At 66.7% G+C, this 12212-nt stretch carries 14 protein-coding genes and 1 pseudogene; 1 reads left to right on the top strand and 14 read right to left on the bottom strand.

Going from position 1 to position 12212, the window contains the following annotated elements; translation table 11 throughout:
* Nucleotides 1–112: 112 nt before the first annotated feature.
* From RZV17_RS14300 to RZV17_RS14280, 5 genes are all read right to left on the bottom strand, one after another.
* Nucleotides 113–850: a prolyl oligopeptidase family serine peptidase gene (locus RZV17_RS14300; protein ID WP_349776336.1), complete on the bottom strand. Its 738-nt coding sequence runs from the start codon at nt 848–850 to the stop codon at nt 113–115.
* Nucleotides 851–1025: 175 nt separating this feature from the next.
* Entirely contained in the window at nt 1026–2387 is a 1362-nt protein-coding gene (gene mgtE / locus RZV17_RS14295; RefSeq protein ID WP_039409298.1) for a magnesium transporter, read from the bottom strand.
* A 301-nt stretch (nt 2388–2688) separates the two neighbouring features.
* Nucleotides 2689–4428, bottom strand: coding sequence for a phosphoenolpyruvate--protein phosphotransferase (ptsP, locus tag RZV17_RS14290; RefSeq protein WP_355604393.1), 1740 nt, complete (start codon nt 4426–4428; stop codon nt 2689–2691).
* A 58-nt stretch (nt 4429–4486) separates the two neighbouring features.
* Nucleotides 4487–4756, bottom strand: a complete 270-nt coding sequence (locus RZV17_RS14285; protein ID WP_039409292.1) for an HPr family phosphocarrier protein — start codon at nt 4754–4756, stop codon at nt 4487–4489.
* A complete protein-coding gene (locus RZV17_RS14280; protein WP_355609395.1) occupies nt 4749–5084 on the bottom strand; it encodes a PTS sugar transporter subunit IIA in 336 nt (111 codons plus the stop codon). Before RZV17_RS14280 ends, RZV17_RS14285 begins: the two co-directional genes overlap by 8 nt.
* Here RZV17_RS14280 and RZV17_RS14275 point away from each other — a divergent pair.
* Nucleotides 4965–5213 (top strand): annotated as a pseudogene (locus RZV17_RS14275) (GNAT family N-acetyltransferase); the annotation flags it as partial. The gene RZV17_RS14280 and the pseudogene RZV17_RS14275 sit on opposite strands and share 120 nt — an antisense overlap.
* Nucleotides 5214–5627: 414 nt before the next feature.
* Here the strand turns inward: RZV17_RS14275 and rapZ are convergent.
* From rapZ to RZV17_RS14230, 9 genes are all read right to left on the bottom strand, one after another.
* Nucleotides 5628–6500 (bottom strand): RNase adapter RapZ, encoded by an 873-nt coding sequence (rapZ, locus tag RZV17_RS14270; RefSeq protein ID WP_355604390.1) that lies wholly within the window; start codon nt 6498–6500, stop codon nt 5628–5630.
* Nucleotides 6497–7447, bottom strand: a complete 951-nt coding sequence (hprK, locus tag RZV17_RS14265; protein ID WP_355604387.1) for an HPr(Ser) kinase/phosphatase — start codon at nt 7445–7447, stop codon at nt 6497–6499. Before hprK ends, rapZ begins: the two co-directional genes overlap by 4 nt.
* Nucleotides 7444–7902, bottom strand: a complete 459-nt coding sequence (locus RZV17_RS14260; RefSeq protein ID WP_039409285.1) for a PTS sugar transporter subunit IIA — start codon at nt 7900–7902, stop codon at nt 7444–7446. The genes hprK and RZV17_RS14260 overlap by 4 nt, the downstream gene beginning before the upstream one ends.
* Nucleotides 7903–7923: 21 nt before the next feature.
* Complete coding sequence (raiA, locus tag RZV17_RS14255) at nt 7924–8241, bottom strand: ribosome hibernation-promoting factor, HPF/YfiA family (protein WP_005913379.1); 318 nt, start codon at nt 8239–8241, stop codon at nt 7924–7926.
* 87 nt (nt 8242–8328) lie between these two features.
* Nucleotides 8329–9726, bottom strand: a complete 1398-nt coding sequence (locus RZV17_RS14250; protein WP_355604383.1) for an RNA polymerase factor sigma-54 — start codon at nt 9724–9726, stop codon at nt 8329–8331.
* Nucleotides 9727–9808: 82 nt separating this feature from the next.
* Nucleotides 9809–10528 carry an LPS export ABC transporter ATP-binding protein gene (gene lptB / locus RZV17_RS14245; protein WP_039409264.1) on the bottom strand — a complete coding sequence of 240 codons (720 nt, stop codon included), beginning with the start codon at nt 10526–10528 and terminating at the stop codon, nt 9809–9811.
* Complete coding sequence (lptA, locus tag RZV17_RS14240) at nt 10528–11082, bottom strand: lipopolysaccharide transport periplasmic protein LptA (RefSeq protein ID WP_081422339.1); 555 nt, start codon at nt 11080–11082, stop codon at nt 10528–10530. Before lptA ends, lptB begins: the two co-directional genes overlap by 1 nt.
* Complete coding sequence (gene lptC, locus RZV17_RS14235; protein WP_039409260.1) at nt 11060–11635, bottom strand: LPS export ABC transporter periplasmic protein LptC; 576 nt, start codon at nt 11633–11635, stop codon at nt 11060–11062. The genes lptA and lptC overlap by 23 nt, the downstream gene beginning before the upstream one ends.
* Nucleotides 11632–12180, bottom strand: a complete 549-nt coding sequence (locus tag RZV17_RS14230; protein WP_184438915.1) for an HAD family hydrolase — start codon at nt 12178–12180, stop codon at nt 11632–11634. The genes lptC and RZV17_RS14230 overlap by 4 nt, the downstream gene beginning before the upstream one ends.
* Nucleotides 12181–12212: the final 32 nt, after the last annotated feature.

Raw genomic sequence — 12212 nt, 5'->3', positions numbered from 1 at the left:
GCATCCCTGGGCACAGGCGCCGCGCAGACCACGTAGCGGAGCGGTGTGCATGCGCGGCGGCGCAGGGTGATCGGCCAACGCCGGCCTGCGCCAGACTCACATGCAACGGTGTTCAGCGCAGCCGCTGCGTGAACATCCACGTCCACATGGCCGGGTCGGCGTAGGTCGTGTCCCACACGTTGTGGCTGCCTTCGGGATATTCGCTGTAGCGCAGGTTGGCGCCGATGCCCTTGGCCGCGCGATACAGGGCGCGGTCGTCGTGCGGCGGCACTGCGGTGTCCTTGGCGCCATGGAAGGTCCAGATCGGCACGTGCCTGAGCTGGCTGACTGCCGCCGTGTACGGGTCGGCTTCCTTGAGCACCAGGCTGACGTACAGCGTGCGGCGCTCATCGCGCGGCGCCTTGAGCGCGCCGCAGATCGGCACGATTGCGGCAAACCGCTGCGGCTGCATCAGCCCGATTTCCCAGGCGCCATAGCCGCCCATCGAAATGCCGGTGAGGTAGGTGCGTTGCGGGTCGGCAGCGAACTCGGTGCTGGCCGCATCCAGTGCAGCGATCGCCATGCGCGCATTGATGCCCAGCCATTCTTCGTTTTCGGGCACCTGCGGCAACACCACCAGCGCCGGGAAGTCGGCGCCGTGTTCGCTCAGGTACGGGCCCAGGCCCACCTCGGCCTGGTCGCGGCCGTTGTCGCCGCGTTCGCCCGAGCCGTGCAGGAACAACACGATCGGCCGTGGTTGCGGCGCCCTGGCCGCCGGCACGAACACCTGGTAGCGATACAGCCGGCCCTCCAGCTGCAAGGTGCGGGTGACGAAGTGGCCGTGCCGGCCGTCATGCCGGCGCTCAGCCATGCTGGAGCAGCCGGCAAGCACCAGCGCCAGGATTCCCACCACCAGGCAACGAACGATCACGCACTACTCCCCATCGATCACAGTGCTGCAGTATCACCGCATGCACCCGCACTGGCACGTCGCGCTGCGGCGATCGGCATCCAGGCGTCACGCGCACGTGCTCACGTGGCTGCGCTCACGGCAGCAGCACCAAGGTGGCCAGGCCGAGAAAGCTCAGGAAGCCCATCACATCGGTCAGGGTGGTCAGGATCACGCCACCGGCCAATGCCGGATCGAAGCCCAGGCGTTTGAGCGTCACCGGCACCAGCACGCCGCCGAACGCAGCGGTGAGCATGTTCGCGGTCAGCGCAGTGCCGATCACCAGCGACAGCATCGGTTGACGGAACCAGGCCAGCACGATCAATCCAAGCCCCACGCCCAGGCACAGGCCGTTGATCAAGGCGACGGTGAGCTCCTTCTTGAGCAGGGTCATCACGTTGGACGAGCCGATCTGACCCAGCGCCAGGCCGCGCACCATCAGTGCCAGGACCTGGGTGCCGGCGTTGCCGCCCATGCCGGCCACGATCGGCATCAGCGCCGCCAGCGCCACCAGTTTTTCGATGGTGCCCTCAAAGCGGCTGACCACGCTGGAGGCCAGGAACGCGGTGCACAGATTGATGCCCAGCCAGATCAGGCGGCGGCGGAACGCACGCCGCGCCGGGCTGAACATGTCCTCGTCTTCGTCCAGACCGGCCGCACTCATGGCCTGGTGTTCGGCCTGCTCGCGGATGATGTCGACCACGTCGTCGATGGTGATGCGGCCGAGCAGGATGTTGTTGTCGTCCACCACCGGCGCAGAGATCCAGTCGTGGTCGGAGAAGCGCCGCGCGACTTCTTCGGCGCCATCGCCTACATCGATGGCCGGCTGCTCATCGTCGATCAGCCGGTTGACCGGCGTGCTGTCTTCGTGGGTCACCAGCGCGGCCAGCGGTACGCGGCCCAGGTACTGGTGGCGCCGGCTCACCACATACAGGTGATCGGTGTGGTCGGGCAGCTCGCCGCGCAGGCGCAGGTAGCGCAGCACCACATCGACATTGACGTCGGCGCGCACCGTCACCACGTCCGGGTTCATCAGGCGGCCGGCGGTGTCTTCCGGATACGACAGCACCTGCTCCAGCCGTTCGCGGTTCTCGCGGTCCATCGACTTGAGCACTTCGTCGATGACGGTGTCGGGCAGATCCTCGACCAGGTTGGCCAGATCGTCGATGTCCAGGTCTTCGACCGCGGCCACGATCTCGTCCGGGTCCATGTCGGCCAGCAGGCTTTCGCGGACTTCGTCGCCGACGTGCAGCAGCACCTCGCCATCGTCCTCCGGGTCGACCAGCCCCCACACCACTTCACGCTTGCCGGGCGGCAGCGATTCGAGCAGGTTGCCGATCTCCGCTGGCGCCAGCGTATTGACCAGCCGGCGCACTGGTCCCAGTCGCCCGCTGTCCAGCGCGTCGGACAGCAATCGCAGCTGGCGCGCAGTCTTGTCGTGGCGGACGGCTTCGGCCATGCGCGGCTCCCCGGAAGAGTGGACGCGCCGTCAGTGGAAGACGCGGTGCTGGGTCAGCACGGCATTATCGCTTGCGCATGGTGACGAAACATACAGTGCCGGCGCGCTTGCGGACGGTCGATCGGGCGCTGCCGGCTTGCTGGCGCGCCTGGCAAACGCTGCATGCAGCCACGACGAACCCGAGTTGGTCTGTCAGCATTGACCGGTGATTGATTGCCAGGTCGATGATCGACGCAGCGCCCACATCCGCCCTGCGGGCACCTTCCCCGCACGCGGGAGAAGGCCGTGCAGCAGCGCTGGTCTAGCTGCTCTTGCAGCTGCCGCCCTGTGCGATGGCGGCCAGCCACTTCTCGATGCTCTTGCGGTCACGTGCGCGCAGCAATTTCTCGCCATGCACGCGCAGCTCGCCCAGGTGGATGTCGCGTACCGCGCGGCGCACTTCCAGCAAGGTGGCCGGATGCAGGCTGAATTCGGTGAGTCCCAACGCCAGCAACATCGGTACGAAACGCGGGTCGCCGGCGATCTCACCGCACACCGCCACCGGCTTGCCGTGGGCGCGCCCGGTGGCGATGACCTGCGCAATCAGCCGCAGCACCGCCGGGTGCAGCGGCGAATACAGCTCGCCCAAGGCTTCGTTGTTGCGATCCACCGCCAGCAGGTACTGCACCAGATCGTTGGTGCCGATCGACAGGAAATCGATGTCGTCGATGAAGCAGTCCAGCGCCAACGCCGCCGCCGGCACTTCGATCATCGCGCCCAGCGGAATGTGTTCGGCGATCTCGTGGCCCTCATCGCGCAGCTGCGCGGCGATTTTTTTCAGTTGCTTGCGCAGCAACTGGATTTCTTCGCGGCCGCTGACCATGGGCACCAGGATGCGCACCTGCCCGTAGCCGGACGCGCGCAGGATCGCGCGCAGCTGCGCCTGCGCAACCGCAGGGCGGGCCAGCGACAGCCGTACGCCGCGCAGGCCCAGCGCCGGGTTGTCCTCGTCGCTCAGGGTCAGCCCGGTGCGGTCGGCCTTGTCGGCGCCCAGGTCCAGCGTGCGGATGGTGACGGGGCGGTCGCTCATGCCCAGTACCGTGTCGCGATAGGTCTGGAACTGCTCGTCTTCGTCCGGCAGCTCGTTGCGCTGCAGGAACAGGAATTCGGTGCGATACAGTCCCAGCCCGCTGGCGCCCAGCGCATGCGCACGCGCGACGTCTTCCAGCGATTCTGCATTGGCCAGCAGGGTGATATCGACGTTGTCGCGGGTGCGCGTGGGCTTGGAGCGCAGCCGCCCGAGTTCGCGTTGCTCCTTGGCCAATGCGCGCAGCCGCTCGCGGTAATCGCGCAGATGCTCGGGGGTGGGGTCGACGATCACCTGGCCGGAGCCGGCATCGACGATCAACACATCGCCATCGTTGATGCGCTGGACGGCGTCGCTGACCCCCACCACCAGTGGCAGGTGCAGGCTGCGCGCCAGGATCGCGCTATGCGACAGCGCGCTACCGGCGGTGGTGACGATGCCGACCACGCCCTGGGCCTGCAGCTGCGCCAGTTCGGACGGCGCCACGTTGTCGCAGACCAGGATCTCGCCGGCCACGCCTTTGAGATCGGGGGCACGCTTGTGCAGGAATGCATGGATGCGGCCGATGACGTGATCCAGGTCGTCCATGCGGCTCTTGAGGTAGGCGTCCTCCATGCCGTCGAACACCGCCGCCAGGCGGTCGCGTTGCACGCGCAAGGCATAGTCGGCGCTATAGCGGTGCGTGCGGATCAGCTCGTCCAGCCCCTGCAGCAGCTCCGGGTCGTCCAGCAGCAAGGCGTGCAGCTCGAGAAATTCGCCTACCTCGCGCGCCAGCGCGCCATGCAGGCGATCACGCAGTTGCTGCATTTCCACCCGTGCAGATTCGATGGCCGTGTGCAGGCGCTGCAATTGCGTTTCCACCTGATTGGCAGGCACGCGTTGTTCGGCCACTTCCAGGGTGTGGCTCTGGCGCACGCGCGCACGCCCGAGCGCATTGCCGCGAGAGGCGCCGTGTCCGCGCAAACGCAGGCTCATGCGCGTGCCTGGGGCGCTGGCGCCGTGTCGGCTGCAACCACACCGACGCCGCGCATGCTCAGCTGTCCTCGTCGAAACGACGCTCGAACAACTCCACCAGCGCCTGCAGGGCCTGCGCTTCGTCTTCGCCATCCAGCCGCACCACCACGCTGGTGCCTTGCCCGGCGGCGAGCAGCATCACGCCCATGATGCTCTTGGCATTCACTTCGCGGCCCTTGGCCGCCAGCGTGGCGTTGCTGCGATAGGACGACAGCGTCTGCACCAGCTTGGCGGTTGCCCGCGCATGCAGTCCGAGTCGGTTGGACACAATGAGTTCGCGTTCAAGCATCGTCGATGATCGCTCCGTTGCGGGTACCGGCCGCCGCAGTGGCGGGCAGTTCCTGCAAACCTTGTTCGGGGTAATTCATCACCCGCAGCAGCATCGGCAGGCTGAGCGCGGACACTCGGCGAACCGGCGTGCCGAGCTTTGCCAACCGGCTGGCGAGATTGCTGGGGCTGGCGCCGTACAGGTCGGTCATGACCAGCACGCCGTCGCCGCTGTCGACCCGTCGCATCGCCGACGAGGCCTGGGGCAGCAAGGCGTCCAGGTCTGCATCGAGCGGCACATCGAACGCTTCGGTCTTCAGCGGCAACTGCCGCAACAGCCCCGTCGCCACGTTCAACAACGCCGCGCCGATGCCGGGATGAGTAATGAGGAGAATGCCACAGGCCATGCCGAAACGTTAACAGGTCGGCATGACCGCGCGATAGCGTTTGCCCGCACCGATGTGTTGCGAACTGAATAGCCGTTTAGGACCGCTGCAGCGACTCCGCTGCACCGATACCGTGAGCGCGTCGCGACGTTCAGCACTGCCCGGTGACTTGCGCAGCGTCAGCAATGTGGCCAACTGCACAAGCGAACGCTGCTGTTGCCGCGGCGACCGGCAGCGGTGTGATCATGCAGTCCGACACGCCGCCGCCAAGTTCGTCGTGCAGTGTTGCGTGGGCTTGAACAGACACGGCACGCAGCGTTGGGACGTCGCTGAGTCAGTCGCGTCAGGTGCAACGTTGTCGCCCGGCATAGCGCCCATCAGCCGCAAGCCATCCGCACTCCACACTAAGGCACTGCAAAAAGCACCCTCTCAACGTGGCTGCAGCGCACACAGTTCGCAGGATGCCGCTGTAACGATTCCCGAATCCCGAATCCCGAATCCCGAAATTCAGTCCTGCTCGCGATGAAACGTCGCCACTTCCGGCCAACCCTGCTCGCGCGCATGCCGGGCCATGCGTTCGGCCATGTAGACCGAGCGGTGCTTGCCACCGGTGCAGCCGAAGGCGATGGTCACGTAGCTGCGGGTGTCGTTGCGCAAGCGCGGCAGCCAGGTGTCGAGCAGGTCCACGATCTGCGCGCTGTAACGCTGCACCTCGGCTTCCTTGTCCAGATACTCGCGCACCGCGGCATCGCGGCCGGTGAGCGGGCGCAGCTCCGGGTCCCAGTGCGGATTGGGCAGCACGCGCGCATCGAACACGAAGTCGGCTTCGGCGGGCACGCCGCGCTTGTAGGCGAACGATTCGAACAACAGCGACAGGCGATCATTGGAGCCGAGCGCAAACTCGGTCACCACGCGGCGGCGCAGCTGATGCACGTTGAGCGTACTGGTGTCGATGATGGCATCGGCCTGCAGTCGCAGCGGTTCGGTCAACTGGCGCTCGCGGGTGATCGCTTCCGGCAAGGCCAGGCCAAGATGGCTCAATGGATGGCGGCGCCGGGTGTCGGCGTAGCGCTTGATCAACGCCTCGTCGCTGGCCTCGAAAAACAGCAGCCGCGCCTCGATGCCGTATTCCTGCGCGGCCTGACGCCATTGCGCCAGCTGGGTCAGGTCGCTGCGGCTGCGGACGTCGATGCCCACCGCCAGCCGCTGGTCGCCGAGCGGGTTGCCACGCAGGCGGCTCTTGACGAAGTCCGGCAGCAACTCCACCGGCAGGTTGTCCGAGCAGTAATAGTCCAGGTCCTCGAAGGTCTTCAGCGCGACCGATTTGCCCGAGCCGGACAGCCCGCTCACGATCATCAGCGTGGAGGGCGCGATACTCATGGCGTGCGTCGCTCCAGCAGGTTGCTGTGGCGGGCGATGAACATCGCCGCCGGGTCGATGCCCTTGGTGCGCAGGATATGCAGCCGGGTGGCCGCCTCGGTGAGCACGGCCAGGTTGCGGCCGGGCATCACCGGCAGGGTGATCAGCGGCACGTCCAGGTCCAGTACGTGGCGGCTGCCGGAATCGCCGGTCAGGCGCTCGTAACCGGACGGCGTGGGCTCGGTCATCGGCCGGGTCAGGTGCACGATCAGGCGCAGGTATTTGTTCTTCTTCACCGCGGTGTCGCCGAACATGTCGCGCACGTTCAACACGCCCAGGCCGCGCACTTCCAGCAGGTCCTGCAGCAGTTCCGGGCAGGTGCCGTCGAGCACGTCGGGGGCGATCTGGGTGAATTCGGGCGCGTCGTCGGCCACCAGCCGGTGACCACGGCTGAGCAGTTCCAGCGCCAGCTCGCTCTTGCCCGAGCCGGCTTCACCGGTGATCAGCACGCCGATCGAATAGATCTCCATGAACACGCCATGCAACGTGACCCGCGGCGCCAGTGTGCGCGCCAGATGGTAGGACAGGTGGTTGAGCAGTTCGTGGCCGCGCTTGGGCGAGATCCACAGCGGCGTGTTGGACTCGTCGGCCGCCGCGCGCAGGTCTTCCGGGCAGGACTGGTTCTTGCTGATCGCCAGCGCCAGCGGCTGTACCTGGATGATCTTTTCGATGGTCTCCCAGCGCTGCCGGGCATCCAGCGAATCCAGCCAGGCCAGTTCCTCGGTGCCCAGGATCTGCACCTTGTTGGGGTAGATCACGTTGAGATACCCGGCCAGCGACGGGCGCCGCGCATTGTTGCTGCCGGCCTGGATCTCGCGGTGCTCACCCTTCTGGCCGGCGACCCAGCGCAGCGCCAGCTTGTCGCGCTGCTGGTCGAACAACTCGCGTGCGGTGATGGTGGTATTCATGCCGCGCTGGCCTGTGGTGGCGGGACGTCGGTCAACAACGCGAGCAGGGCATCGGCGTTGGGCGCTGCGCGCAATTGCTGGCGGAAGTCGGCATCGGAAAAGCGCTCGGCCAGTTCCGACAACAGCATCAGATGCTGGTGGGTGTAGTGCGCAGGCACGGCCATCGCAAAGATCAGATCCACCGGCTCGTCGCCGCCAAAGGCCACCGGCGTGTCCAGCCGCAGCAGGGCGCCGCGGGGTTCGGTCAGATTGGGGCAACGTCCATGCGGAATGGCAATGCCGTGGCCGATGGCGGTACTGCCCAGGGCCTCGCGCTCGCACAGGTTGGCGTAGAGCTCGTCGGCGCCGGCCTGGCGGCAGGACAGCAAATCGGCGGCGGTGTGCAGGACGGTGTCGCGATCGGCGGCCGGCGACACCACGGTGCGCACGGCCGCCATCAGATCGTTTAAAGGCATGAGGGCATCAAGCGGGAAGCGTCATGCGGGATTGTCGCGCACCTCGCGTGCGTGGTGGTTACATTTCTTTTCTTTGTGCTTGAGCACCAGGCGGTCGAGCTTGTCGACCAGCAGGTCGATGGCGGCGTACATGGTGGAACCGCTGGCATCTGCGTGCAGCGTGCGACCGGGAAGGTTGACGGTGGCGACCACGTGGTGGTCCGGCTTGCGAACGGCCAGCTGCGTTCGGACTTCACAGTGCTGGTCGAAATGGCGCTGCAGTCGCTGCAGCTTGCTTGCCACGTACTCCCGCAGGGCGGGGGTCACTTCAAGCTGGTGGCCATACGTCTCGATGCGCATCGGATACCTCCATTGGTCGGTGGGCCAATGAACCGTTCCGGTGATCCGACTAACCCGGCGCAGGCCGGCGTTGCGGTGGTTGCAACGTCAGGCGATGCGCACGCGTTCGTGGGAAGCGGAAATGTTCATGGCCTCACGATACTTCGCAACGGTGCGCCGCGCCACTGGTACGCCGGAGGTTTTCAGCAGATCCGCCAGCTTGGCGTCCGACAAGGGTTTGCGCGGGTTTTCTGCATCGATCAGGCGCCGGATCATGGCCTGGATGGCAGTGCTGGAGGCCTCGCCGCCGCTGTCGGTGTCGATGCCGGAGGCAAAGAACGAGCGCAACGGGATGGTGCCGCGCGGGGTGCGCACGTACTTGCGGGCAATGGCGCGGGAAATGGTCGACTCGTGCAGGCCGAGCTCGCCGGCGATCTCGCGCAGGGTCAACGGCCGCAGCGCCTGCGCGCCGAATTCCAGGAACCCGGCCTGGTGGTGCAGCAGGCAGCGCACCACCCGCAGCAAGGTCTCGCCGCGTGCTTCCAGGCTCTTGAGCAGCCAGCGTGCTTCCTGCAGCTGCCCGCGCAGGTAGCCGGCGTCGGACTCGCCGCAGCTGCGGATCAGGTTCTCGTAGCCGCGGTGGATGGTGACCTTGGGCTGCGCGCGGCCGGCCAAGGAGGCGCGCCAGACCCCGCGCTGGCGCCAGATCACGCAATCGGGCACCACATAGGTGTCCTGCGCCAGTTCGCCGATCTGCTTGCCCGGGCGCGGGTCCAGCGAGCGCACCAGCTGCACCGCCTGCTCGACATCGGCGGTGGAGCGTTTGAGTTCGTGTGCCAGCCCAGCCACGCCGCTGCGCGGCAGCCGTTCCAGCGGGCCGGCGACGATCTGCTGGGCCAGCTCGCGCCCGGGGGTGGCCGGGTCGAGCACGGCCAACTGCAGCGCCAGGCATTCGCCCAGGGTACGTGCACCCACGCCGACCGGGTCGAAGCGCTGGATCTGGTGCAACACGGTGAGCACTTCGGCCTCGTCCACCGCCGCGCCCAGCGCCAGCGTCTCCAGAATGGCCGACAGCGGCTCGCGCAGATAGCCGTCCTCGTCCAGCGCGTCGATCAGCATCGCGCCGATCTGGCGGTCGCGCGGCGACAGCGGCGACAGGTGCAGCTGCCACAGCAGATGGTCGGCCAGCGTCTCGGACTCGGCCACACGTTCGGCGGCGTCACCGGACTCGTCGTCGTCGAAACTGCCGCCGCTGCCCGAGCCGCTCCACTGCAGTTCGTCCTGCGACCAGTCATCGTCGCGCTCGGCAGGGGCCGGATCTTCGCGCTGCGGTTCTTCGCTGGACGACGATGCGCTCGCCTCGGGCGCCGGTTCGTTGGCCGCATGCGCCGCTTCATCGGCCCATTCCAGCAGTGGATTGGTTTCCACTGCTTCGGCGATTTCCACTTCCAGCTCGGTGGTGGACATCTGCAATAGCTTGATCGCCTGACGCAACTGCGGCGTCATGACCAACTGTTGTCCTAGCGATGTCTGGAGCTGGGCTTTCATGCGGGCACTGACTGAAAAAAGCGTTGGCGCGGCGACGCGCTCAAAGGCGGAAGGTTTCCCCCAGATACACGCGACGGACGTCGGGATTGGCCAGCAGCGCGTCCGGTGCCCCCTGCGCCAGCACGCCCCCCTCGGCGAGGATATACGCGCGGTCACAGATTCCCAAGGTCTCGCGCACGTTGTGATCGGTGATCAGCACGCCGATGCCGCGTTCCTTGAGGTGGATGATGATGCGCTGGATCTCGCCGACCGAAATCGGATCGACGCCGGCGAATGGTTCGTCCAGCAGCATCATGCGTGGCTTGGCGGCCAGCGCACGCGCGATCTCGCAACGGCGCCGCTCGCCACCGGACAGGCTCGCACCGAGCTGATCGGCGACGTGGGTGATCTGCAACTCGTCCAGCAGCGAAACCAGCTCCTTCTCGCGGCCGGCGTTGTCCAGCTCCTCGCGCAGTTCCAGCACCAGGCGGATGTTGTCGGCCACGGTGAGCTTGCGGAAGATCGACGGCTCCTGCGGCAGGTAGCCCACGCCGAGTTTGGCGCGTGCGTACATCGGCTCGGCGGTGAGATCGCGGCCGTCCAGCTCGATGCGCCCGGCATCGGCCTCGACCAGACCCACGATCATGTAGAAGCAGGTGGTCTTGCCGGCGCCGTTGGGGCCGAGCAGGCCGACCACTTCGCCGGCTTCCAGCGTCAGGCCGAACTCCTTGACCACTTCGCGCTGCTTGTACTTCTTGCGCAGACCGGTGGCGACCAGCATTACTTCTTCCCCTGCGGCTTGGCCGCGGGCTTGGCGGCCGGCGCCGGCGTGGCCGCGGCAGGCGCAGCGGTCTTCGGCTGGATGATGGTGCGCACGCGGCTGCCATCGCCACCGCTCTGCATGTTGCCGGTCTTGGTGTTGTAGACCATGCGCTGGCCGGCGTTGGTGCCCTTGGGCGAGTCGACCTTGTAATTGCCGGTCAGGACGATGACTTCGTTGGCGACCTGGTACTCGATGTTGTCGGCCTGGCCGTTCATCATCGCGCCGTCGTCCATCTGCTGCTTGAGCGTGGCCTGCTTGCCGGTGAGCACCACGCGGTCGGTCTGCCCGTTCTTCTGGAAGATGTCGGCGGTGTCGGCATGGATTTCCAGCGTGCCCTGGGTGATCACCACATTGCCGCTGAAACGGCACTTGCCGCTGTCGTCGAGCATGTTGCAATCGTTGGCATTGGAGTCGATCGCCATCGGCTGATTGCGATCGCTGGTCTTGGCCATGGCCATCGCGGGCAACAGCAGCGCGGCAAACGCCAGTTTAGCGGGCAGCATTCGGTTCATAGCGGGTCTTGACCTGAGAAAGGAGCTTGTACTGGCGTGATTTGAGATCGGCCTCGAAGCCGACCCCGCTCTGCATGATACCCGGCCGGCTCATGCTCACCGGCGCGGCGGTCTTGGCGAGATTCTGCTGCGGGAACACGTCCAGGCTTTCGGTGCGGAAGGTGGTTGGCGGGGTGTTGCCGGTGGTGGGGCTGTCGCCTTCGACACTGCCGCGCAGGCGCAGTTCGTCGCCCTTGGGGCTGACCCAGCCGGTCTTGGCGCGCAGCGTCCACGGCTGGTTGGCGTTGTCGGGCAGCAGGAACACCGGCGTGGTGATGTCCGAGGTCTGGTCGGCGCGGTTGCGGTGCATTTCCGGCGCGCGCAGCGTCATCGATTCCTTGCCGGTCTGCTTGTCCAGCGCGATCAGCTCGAAATCGCGCAGCACGTAGTCCGCCTTCGACTCGTCCACTGCCGCCGCGACCGGGCGCGCGCGCTGCTGCCACGCCGACCAGCCGGAGATCACGGCGGCGGCGAACAGCACCACGCCCAGGGTGGTTCTCCAGTTCCAGTTCATGCGGAAAACCTTTCGATGATGCCCTCGACCTGGCCCTGCGCGGCCAGCACCACGTCGCAGACCTCGCGGGCCGCGCCTTCGCCGCCACGGGCGCGGGTGTGCCACTGCACGCGCTCGGCAATCCAGGGGTGTGCGTTGGCCGGGGCCACCGGCAGGCCGACCGCCAGCAGGGCGGGCAGATCGGGCAGGTCATCGCCCATGAACAGCACCTGGTCCAGCGACAGGCCATGTTCCTGGCACAGCGCCAGGACCGCCAGGCGCTTGTTCCTGACCCCGATCTGCACGTGCAGGCCCAGGTCCTGGCCGCGTTTTTCCGCCGACAGGCTGGCACGTGCAGTGATCAGTGCCACATGGATGCCGGCATGCTCGAGTTGCTTGAGGCCCTGGCCGTCCAGCACGTTGAACGCCTTGCTCTCGTTGCCGGCGTGGTCGTAGTACAGGCGCCCGTCGGTCAGGGTGCCGTCGACGTCGAAACAGGCCAGGCGGATCCGCGCGGCGCGGTCGATCAGGTCGGCGGGAAGGTGCTGCAAGGGAGAGTAGGGCATCGGCACGAATCAGTAGGAACGGGGTCCGGCGG

Origin of the sequence: Xanthomonas cannabis (assembly GCF_040616535.1) — a bacterium.
GTDB classification, from domain to species: Bacteria; Pseudomonadota; Gammaproteobacteria; order Xanthomonadales; family Xanthomonadaceae; genus Xanthomonas; species Xanthomonas cannabis.
This window is presented reverse-complemented; position numbering and strand designations above follow the sequence as displayed.